The following is a 15,903-nucleotide window of genomic DNA, read 5'->3' on the forward strand; positions in this document are numbered from 1 at the left end:
GCCCATCCAGATATGAAAATCCCCCCGCCACGCAGCGGCGCGACGGGGGGATCGATCCCGCAAGCGGAGTTACTTGATCCGCTGGCCCGGCTTGGCGCCGCTGTCCGGGCTCAGCAGGTAGATCTCTTCGCCGCCAGGGCCGGCCGCCATCACCATGCCTTCGGAGATGCCGAATTTCATTTTCCGGGGCTTGAGGTTGGCGATCATCATGGTCAGGCGACCGTCGAGCTTGGACGGATCCGGGTAAGCGCTCTTGATTCCGGAGAACACGTTGCGTTGCTCGTCGCCGATATCCAGGGTCAGGCGCAGCAGCTTGTCGGCGCCTTCCACATGCTCGGCCTTGACGATCAACGCCACGCGCAGGTCGACGGCGGCAAAAGTGTCGAAGTCGATTTCCGGCGACAGCGGATCCTTGGCCAGCTCGCCGTTGCCCGCAGGCTTGGCTTCACCGGTGTCGGTCTGGCTGGCGGTCAGGTCTTCTTTCGAGGCGTCGGTCATGGCTTGTACTTTCACGGGGTCGATCCGCGTCATCAGCGGCTTGAATGCATTCAGCTGGTGGTTGCTCAGCAGGTGCTGGTGGTCGTTCCAGGTCAGCGGGGCTACATTGAGGAACGCCTCGGCGTCGGTGGCCAGCAGCGGCAGCACCGGCTTGAGGAAAATCACCAGCTGGCGGAACAGGTTGACGCCGGTGGCGCAGATGGCCTGGACTTCATCCTGCTTGCCTTCCTGCTTGTTCAACGACCACGGCGCCTTGTCGGCGATCCAGGCGTTGGCGCGGTCGGCCAGGGCCATGATTTCACGCATGGCGCGGGCGAAGTCGCGAGCCTCATAGGCGTCGGCGATGCTCGGCGCGGCCGCCAGGAAGGCGTCGGTCAGCTCCGGCGCGGCATTCTGGTCCACCAGCACGCCGGCATTGCCTTTGTGGATGAAGCCGGCGCAACGGCTGGCAATGTTCACCACCTTGCCCACCAGGTCGGAGTTGACCTTCTGCACGAAGTCTTCGAGGTTCAGGTCCAGGTCGTCGACGCCGCGGCCCAGCTTGGCCGCGTAGTAGTAACGCAGGTATTCCGGCGACAGGTGGTCGAGGTAGGTCCGGGCCTTGATGAAGGTGCCGCGGGACTTGGACATCTTCTGGCCGTTGACGGTCAGGTAGCCGTGCACGTTGATGCCGGTCGGCTTGCGGTAGCCGGCGCCTTCGAGCATGGCGGGCCAGAACAGCGCGTGGAAGTTGACGATGTCCTTGCCGATGAAGTGGTACAGCTCGGCGGTCGAGTCCTTGCCCCAGAACGCGTCGAAGTCCAGCTCCGGCGTGCGGTTGCACAGGTTCTTGAAGCTGGCCATGTAGCCGATCGGCGCGTCCAGCCAGACGTAGAAGTACTTGCCCGGCTCGTCGGGGATCTCGAAGCCGAAATACGGCGCGTCGCGGGAAATGTCCCACTGCTGCAGGCCGACATCCAGCCATTCGGCGATCTTGTTCGCCACGGCGTCCTGCAGGGTGCCGCTGCGGGTCCATTGCTGCAGCATCTGCTGGAAGTCCGGCAGCTTGAAGAAGAAGTGCTGGGAATCCTTGAGCACCGGGGTGGCGCCGGAAATCGCCGACTTCGGATCCTTCAGGTCGGTCGGCGCGTAGGTGGCGCCGCATTTTTCGCAGTTGTCGCCGTACTGGTCCTCGGTGCCGCATTTCGGGCAGGTGCCCTTGATGAAGCGGTCGGCCAGGAACATTTGTTTTTCCGGGTCGAAATACTGGGTGATCGAGCGCGTGGCGATGTGCCCGGCGTCGCGCAGCTTCAGGTAGATCTGGCTCGACAGCTCACGGTTTTCTTCGGCGTGGGTCGAGTGGAAATTGTCGAAGTCCACCAGGAAGTCGGCAAAGTCGGCGCTGTGTTCGGCCTGGACGTTGGCGATCAGTTGTTCCGGGGTGATGCCTTCCTTTTCCGCGCGCAGCATGATGGCCGAGCCGTGAGCGTCGTCCGCGCAGACATAGATGCATTGGTTGCCGCGATGCTTCTGGAAGCGCACCCACATATCGGTCTGGATGTACTCAAGCATATGGCCAAGATGGATGGAACCATTGGCATAGGGCAGGGCGCTGGTGACGAGGATCTTGCGTGGCTCGGACATGGGGCTCGGCTACTTGATGAAACGGAGGTCGGCCACTATAAAGCGCCGAGAAATATATTTCACCCCGTGAGCCCGGTTTTCCACGGCCGTCGTAGCCATCGGCGCGCGTGCTATATGATGCTTTGGCATCCCGCCCACGCCACGGAACAGGTAGGATAGCCGCCTGATTTTCCCGTCTTGTTATCGGAGTTGCCCATGAGCGCCGTCAATCGCGCAGCGGTGGAAGCCGTTCTTCGCCAATACACCGACCCCTACCTGAACCAGGACCCGGTCAGCGCCGGTTGTGTCCGTTCCATCGACATCCAGGGCGACGAGGTGCGTGTCGAGCTGGAGATCGGTTATGCCGCCGGTCTGTTCAAGAGCGGCTGGGCCCAGTTGCTGAAGCTGGCCATCGAAAACATGGACGGCGTGGTCATCGCTCGCGTCAATGTCACCAGCGTGATTGCCGCGCACAAGGCCCAGGCGCAGATTCCCGGCCTGGCCAACGTCAAGAACGTGGTGGCGGTGGCATCCGGCAAGGGCGGTGTGGGCAAGTCCACCACCGCGGCCAACCTGGCCCTGGCGTTGGCCCGCGAAGGTGCCAAGGTGGGGATTCTCGATGCCGACATCTATGGTCCGAGCCAGGGCATCATGTTCGGCATCGCCGAGGGCACCCGGCCGCAGGTCAAGGACCAGAAATGGTTCGTGCCGATCAAGTCCCACGGCGTCGAGGTCATGTCCATGGCCTTCCTGACCGACGACAACACGCCGATGGTCTGGCGCGGGCCGATGGTCTCCGGCGCCCTGCTGCAACTGGTGACCCAGACCGCCTGGGGCGACCTGGACTACCTGGTGATCGACATGCCGCCGGGCACCGGCGATATCCAGCTGACCCTGGCGCAGAAAGTCCCGGTGGCCGGCGCGGTCATCGTCACCACCCCGCAGGACCTGGCGTTGCTGGACGCGCGCAAGGGCGTGGAGATGTTCCGCAAGGTCAACATCCCGGTGCTGGGCGTGGTGGAAAACATGGCCGTGCATATCTGCTCCAATTGCGGCCATGCCGAGCATCTGTTCGGCGAGGGCGGTGGCGAGAAGCTGGCGACCCAGTACGGTGTCGAGCTGCTGGCCTCGCTGCCGCTGTCGATGCTGATTCGCGAGCAGGCTGATGGCGGCAAGCCGACTGTGATCGCCGAGCCGGAAAGCCAGATCGCCATGGTTTATCAAGAGCTGGCCCGCCATGTCGGCGCGCGCATCGTGTTGCAGGAAGCCGCGGCACCGGCGATGCCGAACATCACCGTCAGCGACGACTGAGCCGGTTGGGCCAACAAAAAAGCCCGGTGCACTGCACCGGGCTTTTTTATGGATGTTTTATGAGCGGGCTCAGATCCGCAGGCCGCCGTCCAGCTCGAGGATCCGGCCGGTGTAATAGTCGTTCTCGAAGATGTAGGCCGCCGAATGAGCGATCTCTTCCGGCTTGCCCATGCGCTTGAGCGGAATGCCGGAGGTCATTTTCTCCAGGGCTTCGGGTTTCATGCCCAGGGTCATTTCGGTTTCGATGAAGCCCGGTGCGATGCCGGCCACGCGAATGCCGTAGCGCGCCAGCTCCTTGGCCCAGGTCACGGTCGCCGCGGCGACCCCGGCCTTGGCCGCGGAGTAGTTGGTCTGGCCGATATTGCCGGCGCGGGAGATCGAGGAAATATTGATGATCGCGCCACTGGTTTTCAGCTCGACCATCTTCGCCGCGACTTCGCGGGTGCAGAGGAACACGCCGGTCAGGTTGACGTCGATCACCGACTGCCACTGCGCCAGGCTCATCTTGTTCATCTCGCCGTCTTTGACCTTGAGCAGCAGGCCGTCGCGCAGGATGCCGGCGTTGTTGATCAGGCCGTGAATGGCGCCGAAGTCTTCGGCGACCTGGGCGACCATGTGTTCCACCTGCTCTTCATTGGCAACGTTGCACAGGTAGGCGCGGGCTTCGACTCCCGCGGCCTGGCAGGCGGCAACGGCCTGGTCGAGCTTTTCCTGGTTCAGGTCGACCAGTGCCAGCCTGGCGCCTTTGCTGGCGAAATACTCCGCCATGGAGCGACCCAGACCCTGGCAACCGCCGGTGATAATGATTACTTTGTCATTGAGTTGCATTCGCATGCTCCGAAAGCAGAACTGGAGTGGTGTCCTTCAAGGCGCCTCTCTTGTGCGTCGGGCATGGCCTGGCTGCAGATTGAGAATTGCCCCGATGGCGTCGCTGGAACTTTGCTCCAGACGCCCGTCCGTTTTAGACGGATTCTATATAAGGAGTCATAAATTGAGCGTTGAAGCTGCGAAGCATGCACGAGAATTACTGCTCAAGGAATACCGTGGCGTGCTGTCGACGCACTCCAAGGCCATGCCGGGTTTTCCCTTTGGCTCGGTGGTTCCTTATTGCCTGGACGAGCAGGGGCAGCCGCTGATCCTGATCAGCCGCATTGCCCAGCACACCCATAACCTGCAGAAGGATCCCAAGTGTTCGCTGCTGGTGGGCGAGCGCGAAGCCGAGGACGTCCAGGCAGTGGGGCGCCTGACCTATCTGGCCGAAGCCGAAAAGCTCGAAGACGCCGTGGCGATCGAGGCGGCCGCCGAACGTTACTACCGCTATTTCCCGGAGTCGCAGAACTACCACAAGGCCCACGATTTCGATTTCTGGCGGCTCAAGCCGGTGCGTCATCGCTACATCGGCGGCTTTGGCGCGATCCACTGGATCGACCAGGTGACGCTGGCCAACCCGTTCGCCGGCAAGGCCGAGCTGAGCATGGTCGAGCACATGAACAGCGATCACGCCAAGGCGATCGCCCATTACGTGGACCTGGCCGGCCTGCCGAAAACTGCTGCGGCGCAACTGGCTGGCATCGATACTGAAGGCATGCACCTGCGGATCGGCCAGGGGGTGTACTGGCTGCCGTTCCCAAGCCCTTGTAATACGCCGACACAAGTACGCGAGGCCTTGGTTTTTCTGGCTCACGCCGAGCAATGGCCGAAAAATGCCGGGGCCGAGGCTTGAATTCACGAATTGCCGACGTCATCTAGGGTCTACTGGAAGGCATTCTTCCGTAGAGGAAACCATTTGATGCGCCCTTTTCTGTTGCTCTTTCTGCTGTTCCCGGTGCTAGAGCTGTTCGTCTTCGTCAAAGTCAGCGGTGCGATCGGGTTTTTCCCGGCGCTGCTGCTGATCATCCTGGGTTCGATGCTGGGTGTGCTGGTCCTGCGCGTCGCGGGGCTGGCCACGGCATTGCGTGCCCGTGAAAGCCTGAACCGCGGCGAATTGCCGGCCCAGACCATGCTCGAAGGCTTGATGCTGGCCCTGGCGGGCGGCCTGTTGATCCTGCCTGGCTTCATCAGCGACATCTTCGGCCTGTTCATGCTGTTGCCGATCACTCGTCGCCTGCTGGCCAACAAGATGCGCCAGCGCGCCGAAGAACAGGCCATTCGTCAGCGTGCCTTCGCCGACGACATGCAGGCTGCCCGTGGCGGGCCCGCGCCGCAGCGCCCTCTGGGGCGTGAGCCGAATGTGATCGAAGGCGAGTTCGAGCACCGCGATTCCTGAGTCTCTCAATGATCGACACGGCACCTTCGGGTGCCGTGTTCGTTTTGCCCGACTGAAAATCTAAAAAAATTCACTGGGCAGCCCTTGTAATAAGCATATGTGCCCACATGTATCGGTCACCGCAAGGTTTCTGGTGGCGACACCAGACAGACTTCCGCGTCTCGCTCGTCGAGCCGCAACCGGCCACGCCGGATTTGTTAACCCGCCGGTAACGACACCGGCCGCTGAAAACCATAATTAGGAGAGATCGACAATGAAGCTTCGTCCTCTGCATGACCGCGTCGTCATCCGTCGCAGCGAAGAAGAGAAGAAAACCGCTGGCGGTATCGTTCTGCCAGGTTCGGCTGCTGAAAAAGCCAACACCGGTGAAGTTCTTGCTGTAGGTCCAGGCCGCGCTCTGGAAAACGGTGAAGTACGTGCGCTGGCCGTGAAAGTGGGTGACAAGGTTGTGTTCGGCCCTTACTCCGGCAGCAACACTGTGAAGGTAGACGGCGAAGACCTGCTGGTAATGGCTGAGAACGAAATTCTCGCCGTTATCGAAGGCTGATTACCCGCTCATTTTCCCGTTACTACAAAGTATTTAAGGAATATCGATCATGGCTGCTAAAGAAGTTAAATTCGGCGACTCCGCCCGCAAGAAAATGCTCACCGGCGTTAACGTCCTGGCTGACGCGGTAAAAGCGACCCTGGGCCCGAAAGGCCGTAACGTGATCATCGAGAAGAGCTTCGGCGCTCCGACCATCACCAAGGACGGCGTTTCCGTCGCCAAAGAAATCGAGCTGAAAGATCGCTTCGAAAACATGGGTGCGCAGCTGGTAAAAGACGTTGCTTCCCGTGCCAACGATGACGCCGGCGACGGTACCACCACCGCCACCGTACTGGCTCAGTCGATCGTCAACGAAGGCCTGAAAGCCGTCGCTGCCGGCATGAACCCTATGGACCTGAAACGCGGCATCGACAAGGCGACCATCGCCATCGTCAAAGAGCTCAAAGGTCTGTCCAAGCCATGCGCCGATTCCAAGGCCATCGCTCAGGTCGGCACCATCTCCGCCAACTCCGACAACTCCATCGGCGACATCATTGCCGAAGCCATGGAAAAAGTCGGTAAAGAAGGCGTGATCACCGTTGAAGAAGGCTCGGGCCTGGAAAACGAACTGTCTGTCGTTGAAGGCATGCAGTTCGACCGTGGCTACCTGTCCCCTTACTTCATCAACAAGCCGGACACCATGGTCGCCGAGCTGGACGGCCCGCTGATCCTGCTGGTGGACAAGAAGATCTCCAACATCCGCGAAATGCTGCCAGTGCTGGAAGCCGTTGCCAAAGCCGGCCGCCCACTGCTGATCGTGGCTGAAGACGTTGAAGGCGAAGCCCTGGCGACTCTGGTTGTGAACAACATGCGTGGCATCGTCAAAGTCGCTGCCGTCAAGGCACCAGGCTTCGGCGACCGTCGCAAGGCCATGCTGCAGGACATCGCCGTCCTGACCGGCGGCACCGTCATCTCCGAAGAGATCGGCCTGAGCCTGGAAAGCACCACCCTGGAGCACCTGGGTAACGCCAAGCGCGTGATCCTGTCCAAAGAAAACACCACCATCATCGACGGTGCTGGCGTTGAAGCGGACATCCAGGCTCGTGTGACCCAGATCCGTCAACAAGTGGCCGACACTTCGTCCGACTACGACCGTGAAAAACTGCAAGAGCGTCTGGCCAAGCTGTCCGGCGGCGTTGCGGTGATCAAGGTTGGCGCTGGTTCCGAAGTTGAAATGAAAGAGAAGAAAGCCCGCGTTGAAGACGCCCTGCACGCTACCCGTGCAGCCGTTGAAGAAGGCGTGGTACCTGGCGGTGGCGTAGCCCTGATCCGTGCCCTGCAATCGATCAGCGGCCTGAAAGGCGACAACGCCGACCAGGACGTGGGTATCGCTGTTCTGCGTCGCGCTGTCGAAGCACCTCTGCGCCAGATCGTTGCCAACTCCGGCGACGAGCCAAGCGTAGTGGTCGACAAGGTCAAGCAGGGTGAAGGTAACTACGGTTACAACGCTGCTACCAGCGAATACGGCGACATGATCGAAATGGGCATCCTGGACCCAACCAAGGTGACCCGTTCGGCGCTGCAAGCGGCATCCTCCATCGGCGGTCTGATCCTGACCACCGAAGCGGCTGTTGCTGAAATCGTTGAAGACAAGCCTGCGGCTGGCGGCATGCCAGACATGGGCGGCATGGGTGGCATGGGCGGCATGATGTAAGCCAGCCTTACCCCTGTACGAAAAAGCCCCGCCGGCGAAAGCCGGCGGGGCTTTTTTATGGGTGGGCGTTTTTGCCTGGGCCATCGCCGCGAGCAAGCGCGCTCCTACAGGTGTGCATGGTTTTGTAGGAGCGAGCTTGCTCGCGAAAAGACCTCAGGCCTTCACGGCTTCCGCCTCCATCGCCGGATCGGCCTTGGCTGCCGGTCGATAGAGAATGAAGTAGTACGCCCCCAGGCAGATCAGCCAGCAGAAGATCGCGGTCCAGACGTTGTGGGAGAAGAAGTGTGCGCCCTGCAGCATGCGCCCGACCGAGAACACCGTGCCGAGGGCAAAGGCGAACACCAGCGCCTTGCTTGCCAGGCGCGGGCGGCGATCACGCAGGACAAAAAACAGCGCGAACAGGGTGAAACCGGTGGCGGCATGGCCGCCTGGCCAGCAGCGACCAGGCTTGTCGGTCGCTGGCCGGGGGCTGAGCAGTTCGCTGTAGGTTTCCTTGCCGCCGAACTCTTTCAGGCTCCACGGGCACTGCACGGCGGTGACCGCCTTGACCGGGGTGACAAAGGCGGTGGCCAGGCCCAGGGACAGCACCAGGCAACCCAGTTCGCGCTTGAACGGCTTGAGACGCTGGACGAAGAAGGCGCCGATGAAGCCGACAATGGCCAGCACTGAAAAGACGATGACCAACTGCTTGGCCCGGTCATGCAGGATATTTTCCAGGAAATAACTGTGGCCGCCGATGAAACCGCCAGCGGCGGGGTCATAAAAGTACCGGGCCAGGTCCATGTCCAGGGTGGTCAGTTCAAGCAGCAGCAGGATGACGGCAGCCAGGGCGGGTATGCCCAGGCAGATCCACCAGTTCAGCGCTCTGGAGGCGGGGCGGGCGAGGGTCAAAGCCATGGAAAGTCCTTCGAGGGAAGCGTTGCGGTCGCGGGTTCCCGCGGAGTCTGGAGCGGCCCTTGTCGTCAGCGTGTGAACCCTGGGTGAAAAACTCGTCAAGGCCCTGGAACCCTGCGGCGGCATTCGCCGCGGGGGCTTGAACAACCCTAGCCGTCAGCCACGCTTGGCCTTAAGCTGCGCGAGCCAAGACGGCCGTAACTGTGTGCGGAGAGAGTGCCCATGCGAATTCTACTGGTTGAAGACAACCGCGATATTCTGGCCAACCTGGCCGACTACCTGGGGCTAAAAGGCTACACCGTGGACTGCGCCCAGGACGGTCTGTCGGGCCTGCACCTGGCCGCCACCGAACATTACGACCTGATCGTGCTCGACATCATGCTGCCGGGTATCGACGGTTACACCCTGTGCAAGCGCCTGCGCGAAGATGCCCGCCGCGATACACCGGTGATCATGCTCACCGCCCGCGATCAACTGGACGATCGCCTGCAGGGCTTCAAGTCCGGGGCCGACGATTACCTGGTCAAGCCCTTCGCCTTGTCCGAGCTGGCCGCGCGCGTCGAGGCGGTCATGCGCCGTACCCAGGGCGGCGGGCGCCGGGCCCTGCAGGTCGGCGACCTGAGTTATGACCTCGACACCCTGGAGGTCACCCGCGAAGGGCGCCTGCTCAAGCTCAACCCCGTGGGGCTCAAGTTGCTGGCGGTGCTGATGCAGAAGAGCCCCCATGTGCTGCGCCGGGAAATTCTCGAAGAGGCGCTGTGGGGCGACGACTGCCCGGACAGCGACAGCCTGCGCAGCCATGTCCACCAATTGCGCCAGGTGATCGACAAGCCGTTCGGCAAACCGTTGCTGCATACCGTGCACGGTGTCGGTTACCGCCTGGCCGAGGGTCGTGATGGAGTTTAAGCAAAGCCTTTCCCAGCGGATCATCATCGCCTTTGCGCTGATGAGCGCGCTGGTCGCTGGAGCCTTCGCCCTGGGTATCGTGGCGACGGTGCACCTGGTGGAAGAGAAGCTGATTTCCGCGGGCCTGGGGGGCGACCTTCAGCGTCTGCTGTTGATGGACAACGTTTCCGACTGGAGCCACCGTCCCGAGCCGGACCAGCTGTTTTATTTCAGCGGCGGGCGCGGCGACTTCGACCTGCCCAAGGATCTGCGGCATCTGGATCCGGGCTTTCATGAGGTCTTCCGCGAACAGCTGTCGTATCACGCCATGGTCGAAGTGGTCGACGGTCGACGCTATGTGCTGCTGCAGGACCAGAGCGATTTCGAAGAGCGCGAACGGGTGCTCTTCGCGGTGGTGCTGGTGGGCTTTGTGCTGAGCCTGGCCTTGGCGGTGTTCCTCGGCTGGGTGCTGGCGCGCCGGGTCATGGCGCCGGTGGTGAGACTGGCGCGGCAGGTGCGCCATCGCGACCAGTTGCTGGGGCTGGCGCCGCCATTGGCACCGGACTACGCGGCCGACGAAGTGGGGGAGCTGGCGGTGGCCTTCGACGCCACCCTGGGGCGCTTGCGCCAGGCCCTGAACCGCGAGCGCCTGTTCACCAGCGATGTCAGCCACGAACTGCGTACGCCGCTGATGGTACTGGCCAGCTCCTGCGAGCTGTTGCTGGAAAACCCGGCGATCGATCAGCGAGGTCGGGCGCAGGTCGAGCGTATCGCCCGGGCGTGCGGCGAAATGCGCGAGCTGGTCCAGACCTTCCTGATGCTGGCCCGCGCCCAGCGCGAAGACGGCGGCATGTCGCCCCAGGCGACCTTGAGCCAGGTGGCCGAGGACCTGGTGGGCCTGTGGGGCGGACCGATCCGGCAAAAGGGCCTGGAGCTGATCTTCGACGCCGGCCAACCGCTGGACACCCGCTATAACGCCACCTTTTTGCACGCGGTGATGGGCAACCTGCTGCGTAATGCCTTGCACTACACCGAGCACGGCTTCATTCGCTTGAGCCTTGAGCCGAGGGGCTTTGTGGTCGAGGACAGCGGTGTGGGTATTCCCGAGGAGAAACGCGAGGCGATGTTCGAGCCTTTCGTGCGCGGCAACGAGAAGCGCGGCGAGGGCCTGGGCCTGGGACTGTCGCTGGTGCAGCGGATCTGCGAGGACCAGGGCTGGAGCGTCAGTCTCAGCACCATGGAACCCAACGGCTGCCGGTTTCATGTCGAATTGAACTGCCGCGCTGCATGATGGGTCTCCATGACTGCTGCGTGGGCCGTCACGGAAATTTCCCCGGTTGATGGCCCCAGGCCACTTATGGGAGCCTGTAAAACTCTGAAATATTTCCGCTCTGGACCGGACGAAGTTTTCACAAAGACATGACCTGACGCTGACAAGCCGCTGCCTAAGGTGGGGCCATCAGATTCAGGAGACTGTGTGATGGCGCCCCCGATCAAGCTGGAATTTTCCGAGAAGTACGACGAACAGCACGCTCAGGAGTATCTGCTCAAGCATCAGGATGGCGTCGCTCGCCGTCTGTCCCACAAGCGCGACGAGCAGTTGGCGCGTGCGGCGCTGGCCATGGCCGGAGAGCCGGGGCTGGTGCTTGACCTGCCCTGTGGTGCCGGGCGTTTCTGGCCGTTGCTGGCGGAGAAACCCAACCGCGTGATCATCGGTGCGGACAATTCCGCGGCGATGTTGAAGATCGCCACGGTGGCGCAACCGGCTGACGTGGTGAAACGGGTACAACCCTTGCAGACGTCTGCCTTCGACATCGACTTGCCGGATAACGCCGTCGACAGCATTTTCTGCATGCGGCTGCTGCACCACATTGGCGAGTCGTCCCATCGCCTGGCTCTGCTCCGGGAGTTCCAGCGGGTTACCCGGGACAGCGTGATCGTTTCACTGTGGGTCGATGGCAATTTCAAGGCCTGGAAACGCAAGCGCATGGAAGTGCGGCGCAAGGAGGAATCCGGGCAGGAAGGTTACCAGAACCGTTTTGTGTTACCGGCTGCCACGGTTGAAGAAGAATTCAAGCAGGCCGGGTTTCGCGTTCAGGATCATCTGGACTTTTTTCCGCTCTACGCCATGTGGCGAGTCTACGTATTACGCAAGAGGTAACAGGATGGCCGTTGAATGTGCACCGGAAATGGAAGTCGCTGCTGCAGACCGTTTCGACTACTTCTGGAGTCAACAGGGGGAGTGGGTCGAAGAGCCCAATCAGCGTCGCGGCGGGGAAAGTGGCGTTCAACGTCTTCCGGGCACTGACGGGCGTGTGCTGTATGCCAAGCGCCAGATCGGCCATATCTATCGCAGCTGGTTGCACCCCTTCGGCCGCCCCACGGTGCTGCGCGAGCAGGATGCGCTCAAGGGCCTGAGCCAGCTCAACGTGGCGGTGCCGCACCTGGTGTTCTGCGGTGCGCAGCGTGATTCCCAGGGCCAGTGGCGTGCCTTGCTGGTGACCGAGGCGCTGGACGGCTTCGTGGAAATCGACCACTGGTACGCCGCTGGCGAGCGCGAGCGCCACGGCGAGGCCCTGCACGAGCGTGTGCTCAAGGAACTGGCAGCCACGCTGGCGCGCATGCACCGGGGCCGCTGGCAGCATGGCTGCCTGTATAGCAAGCATGTGTTCGTGCGGGTCATGGGTGAGGGCGAAGCGGCGAAAGTGGATATCGCGCTGCTGGATTTCGAGAAATGCCGCCAACGCCTGACCGCTAAACGGGCTGCGGCCCATGACATCAAACAATTGCGGCGCCACTCGTCGTGGAGCACCACGGACTGGGACAAACTCTACTATTTTTATAGAACGGCGTTTGGCAGCGCTATCAAAGGCTTATAGTGATGAAGCTCGAAATTGCACGAGGTTTGTTTTTAGTAGGAGCCTTGGCAGTTGCATCCTTGGCGGTGGCTGCCTGGGAGCAGCCACGCATGGAAGTCCTCAGTAGTACACAGGCGGGGGCGCACTGTCCTCTGCCACGGGTCGCCAAAGTGCCCAAGACAAGTACGGCGGCCAGACCCGATCAGGATCTTTTGTTGTTCATGTTCGGCCTGACTCAGGGAATGAGGCCACAGAGTTGAAGACCATCAAGCCCGATAAAAAGGCCTCGCATTGCTAGGCCTTTTTTATTGCGCGTCCTTCACTTGTCTGGCCTGGCCAGCAGGGTGTAGATGCAGGGCAGCACGAACAGAGTGAACAGGGTGCCGATCGACATCCCCGTGGCGATCACCGTGCCGATGTCGAACCGGCTGACCGCGCCGGCGCCCGTGGCCAGGATCAGCGGCACCATGCCGAAGACCATCGCCGCGGTGGTCATCAGTACCGGCCGCAGGCGAATGGCCGCGGCGGCTTCCACGGCCTCGCGCGGCGTCAGTCCCTGGTCCTTGCGCAGCTGGTTGGCGAACTCGACGATCAGGATCCCGTGCTTGCTGATCAGGCCGATCAGGGTCACCAGCCCGACCTGGGTATAGATGTTCATGCTCGACCAACCGAGAAACAGTGGGATCAAGGCCCCGCAGATCGACAGCGGCACCGTCACCAGGATCACCACCGGATCGCGGAAACTCTCGAACTGCGCCGCCAGCACCAGGAAAATGATCGCCAGCGCCAGGCCAAAGGTCACCCACAGCGCGCTGCCCTCCTGGACGAACTGTCGTGACGCCCCGGCATAGTCGAAGGCGTAGCCCGGCGGGGCTTCTTCCTCGGCGATCTGGCGCACGGTATCGATCGCTTCACCCATGCTCACGACCGGGAATCCGGAAATGGTCGCGGCGTTGAGTTGCTGGAACTGGTTGAGCTGCCGAGGCCGGGCCCGATCGTGGACGCTGATCAGGGTCGACAGCGGCAGCGCCTCGCCCTTGGCGTTTTTCACGTAGTAGTTGTTCAGCCATTCGGGGTTGTCGCGATAAGGCCGTTCGACCTGGGCGATGACCTTGTAGCTGCGTCCCTCGATGGTGAAACGGTTGATTTCCGCCTCGCCGAGCAAGGTGGCCAGGGTTCCGCCCAGGTCCAGCATCGACACCCCCATTTGCGCGGCCTTGGCGCGGTCGATGTCGACCACCACTTCCGGCTTGTCGAAGGCCAGGTCGATATCGACAAAGGCGAACTTGCCCGATTCCATGGCGCGTTTCTTCACCCGGTCGGACAGTTCCAGCAGCGACTCGTAATCGTTGGGGCTATTGATGATGAAGGCGAACGGCAGCCCTTCGCCGGTGCCCGGCAGGGACGGCAGGTTGAAACCGAAGACCTGCAACCCGGCGATGCCCGCGAGCCGGGCCTGGACTGCGGGCAGGATCTGCATCTGCGTGCGCTTGCGCTCGTTCCAGGGCTTGAGCAGGAAGCCGCCGATACCCGATTGCACGCCGTTGAAGCCGTTGATCTGGAACGAGGAGTAGTACTCGGGGAACGTCTTGAAGATCTCCAGGAACTCGTCGGTGTAGGCGTTGAGGTAATCCAGGTTGGCCGGCTGGGGCGCGGTGGCCATCATGAAAATGATGCCCTGGTCCTCGTCCGGGGCCAGTTCCGACTTGGTGAACTTGAGCAGGGCCGGGATCAGGCACAGCACGATCAGGGCGAACACCAGGACCACCGGCCGAGTGTTGAGGGTGCCATGCAGCAGGCTCTGGTAGCGGCGCTTGAGGCTTTCGAAAATCAGGTCGAGGCGGTGGGCCAGGCCGCTGGGGTTTTCATCATGGCGCAGCAGCAGGGCGCACATCATCGGCGACAGGGTCAGGGCGACGATGCCGGAAATCACCACCGCGCCGGCCAGGGTCAGGGCGAACTCCTTGAACAGCGCCCCGGTGAGCCCCTGCAGGAAGCCGATGGGGGCGTAGACCGCCGCCAGGGTGATGGTCATCGACACCACCGGCATGGCGATTTCCCGGGCGCCTTCGAGGGCCGCGTCCAGCGACGTCTTGCCTTCCTCGATATGGCGGTGGATGTTTTCCACCACCACGATCGCGTCGTCCACCACCAGGCCGATGGCCAGCACCATCGCCAGCAGGGTCAGCAGGTTGATCGAGTAGCCCATCAACTGCATGAAGAACATCACGCCGATCATCGACAGCGGAATGGTGACCACCGGGATCACCACCGAACGCAGTGCGCCGAGGAACAGGAACACCACCACGATCACGATCAGCACGGCTTCGAACAGGGTCTTCACCACCTCGTTGATCGAGGCCTGGATGAACAGCGTGGCATCGTAGGCGATCTCCGACTTGAGGTTGGGCGGCAACTGGGCCTCCAGCTCCGGCATGATCTTGCGCACTTCCTTGATCACGTCCAGCGGGTTGGCGTTGGGGGTTGCCTTGATGCCGATATAGACCGAAGGAATGCCGCCAAAGGAGCTGATGGCGTTGTAGTTCTCCGCGCCCATCTCGACCCGTGCCACGTCGCTGAGCAGCACCCGGCTGTCGCCCTCGGTCCGCAGGGGAATGGCGGCGAAGGCTTCGGCGGATTTCAGTTCGGTGCTGGCGTTGATGCTGGTGACCACGTACTCGCCCTTGATCTCACCGGCCGCGGACAGGAAGTTGTAGCGGCGTACCGCGCTGGTCACGTCGCCGGCGCTCAGGCCGTAGCCGGCGAGCTTGACCGGGTCCAGCCACAGGCGCATGGCGAACACCTGGTTGCCGAGGATCTCGGCCTCGGCCATGCCCGGCAGGGTCGCCAGCTTCGGCTGGATCACCCGCGACAGGTAGTCGGTGATCTGCGGGTTGTTCAACTCCTGGCTGAAGAAGCTGATGTACATCAGCGCCGAGGCGTCGGCGGCTTCCTTGCTCAGCACCGGGTCCTCGGCGTCCTGGGGCAGCTTGTTCTTCACCTCGTTGGCCTTGGCCAACAGCTCGGTGAACAGGCGGTCGCTGTTGGCGCCGATGCGGGCGTAGACCGAGATTACCGAGAAGTTCTGGCGACTGACCGAGGTCATGTAGTCGATGCCCTCGGCACTGGCCAGGCTCTGCTGCATCGGTTGGGTGATATAGCCCTGGATGGTCTCGGCGTTGGCCCCGGGGTAGGCGGTGGTCACCGTGATCAGGGCGTTTTCCATTTGCGGATACTGGCGCAGCGGCAGTTTGCTCCAGGCCTGGAAGCCCAGCAGCACGATCAGCAGGCTGACCACGGTGGCCAGGACCGGACGACGGATGAACGGATCTGTAAAAGCCATGAGGAT

General features: G+C 62.0%; 14 protein-coding genes. 10 read left to right on the plus strand and 4 right to left on the minus strand.

Annotated elements, in window-relative coordinates:
- Positions 1–69 precede the first annotated feature (69 nt).
- On the minus strand, positions 70–2,121 hold the full coding sequence (gene metG / locus J4E58_RS11660) for a methionine--tRNA ligase (protein WP_087090152.1): 2,052 nt from the start codon (positions 2,119–2,121) through the stop codon (positions 70–72).
- 195 nt (positions 2,122–2,316) lie between these two features.
- Between metG and apbC the strand changes: the two genes are divergently transcribed.
- Positions 2,317–3,411 carry an iron-sulfur cluster carrier protein ApbC gene (gene apbC, locus J4E58_RS11665; RefSeq protein ID WP_009045357.1) on the plus strand — a complete coding sequence of 365 codons (1,095 nt, stop codon included), beginning with the start codon at positions 2,317–2,319 and terminating at the stop codon, positions 3,409–3,411.
- 69 nt (positions 3,412–3,480) lie between these two features.
- Here apbC and J4E58_RS11670 read toward each other — a convergent pair whose 3' ends face one another.
- On the minus strand, positions 3,481–4,239 hold the full coding sequence (locus tag J4E58_RS11670) for an SDR family oxidoreductase (protein WP_087090154.1): 759 nt from the start codon (positions 4,237–4,239) through the stop codon (positions 3,481–3,483).
- A gap of 163 nt (positions 4,240–4,402) precedes the next feature.
- On the opposite strand from J4E58_RS11670, the gene J4E58_RS11675 reads away from it, so the two are divergent.
- From J4E58_RS11675 to groL, 4 genes are all read left to right on the plus strand, one after another.
- Positions 4,403–5,134, plus strand: coding sequence for a HugZ family protein (locus J4E58_RS11675; RefSeq protein WP_087090155.1), 732 nt, complete (start codon positions 4,403–4,405; stop codon positions 5,132–5,134).
- Between the two features lie 66 nt (positions 5,135–5,200).
- Positions 5,201–5,677, plus strand: coding sequence for an FxsA family protein (locus J4E58_RS11680; RefSeq protein WP_009045354.1), 477 nt, complete (start codon positions 5,201–5,203; stop codon positions 5,675–5,677).
- 253 nt (positions 5,678–5,930) lie between these two features.
- Complete coding sequence (locus J4E58_RS11685) at positions 5,931–6,224, plus strand: co-chaperone GroES (RefSeq protein ID WP_007932704.1); 294 nt, start codon at positions 5,931–5,933, stop codon at positions 6,222–6,224.
- Between the two features lie 49 nt (positions 6,225–6,273).
- Positions 6,274–7,917, plus strand: a complete 1,644-nt coding sequence (gene groL / locus J4E58_RS11690) for a chaperonin GroEL (protein ID WP_007932705.1) — start codon at positions 6,274–6,276, stop codon at positions 7,915–7,917.
- A gap of 153 nt (positions 7,918–8,070) precedes the next feature.
- Here groL and J4E58_RS11695 read toward each other — a convergent pair whose 3' ends face one another.
- Entirely contained in the window at positions 8,071–8,814 is a 744-nt protein-coding gene (locus tag J4E58_RS11695; RefSeq protein ID WP_087090157.1) for a phosphatase PAP2 family protein, read from the minus strand.
- Positions 8,815–9,033: 219 nt separating this feature from the next.
- Here J4E58_RS11695 and colR point away from each other — a divergent pair, with 219 nt between their 5' ends.
- From colR to J4E58_RS11720, 5 genes are all read left to right on the plus strand, one after another.
- Positions 9,034–9,717: a two-component system response regulator ColR gene (gene colR / locus J4E58_RS11700; protein WP_009050537.1), complete on the plus strand. Its 684-nt coding sequence runs from the start codon at positions 9,034–9,036 to the stop codon at positions 9,715–9,717.
- Positions 9,707–10,987 carry a HAMP domain-containing sensor histidine kinase gene (locus tag J4E58_RS11705; RefSeq protein WP_087090160.1) on the plus strand — a complete coding sequence of 427 codons (1,281 nt, stop codon included), beginning with the start codon at positions 9,707–9,709 and terminating at the stop codon, positions 10,985–10,987. The genes colR and J4E58_RS11705 overlap by 11 nt, the downstream gene beginning before the upstream one ends.
- Before the next feature lie 189 nt (positions 10,988–11,176).
- Complete coding sequence (locus J4E58_RS11710) at positions 11,177–11,857, plus strand: class I SAM-dependent methyltransferase (protein ID WP_007932714.1); 681 nt, start codon at positions 11,177–11,179, stop codon at positions 11,855–11,857.
- A gap of 4 nt (positions 11,858–11,861) precedes the next feature.
- Positions 11,862–12,575 (plus strand): lipopolysaccharide kinase InaA family protein, encoded by a 714-nt coding sequence (locus J4E58_RS11715; protein WP_087090162.1) that lies wholly within the window; start codon positions 11,862–11,864, stop codon positions 12,573–12,575.
- A 2-nt stretch (positions 12,576–12,577) separates the two neighbouring features.
- A complete protein-coding gene (locus J4E58_RS11720) occupies positions 12,578–12,814 on the plus strand; it encodes a hypothetical protein (RefSeq protein WP_087090164.1) in 237 nt (78 codons plus the stop codon).
- 59 nt (positions 12,815–12,873) lie between these two features.
- Here the strand turns inward: J4E58_RS11720 and J4E58_RS11725 are convergent, their stop codons facing one another.
- Positions 12,874–15,897 carry a multidrug efflux RND transporter permease subunit gene (locus tag J4E58_RS11725; RefSeq protein WP_087090166.1) on the minus strand — a complete coding sequence of 1,008 codons (3,024 nt, stop codon included), beginning with the start codon at positions 15,895–15,897 and terminating at the stop codon, positions 12,874–12,876.
- Positions 15,898–15,903: the final 6 nt, after the last annotated feature.

Source organism: Pseudomonas sp. FW305-25, assembly GCF_017351415.1.
GTDB lineage: Bacteria > Pseudomonadota > Gammaproteobacteria > Pseudomonadales > Pseudomonadaceae > Aquipseudomonas > Aquipseudomonas chlororaphis.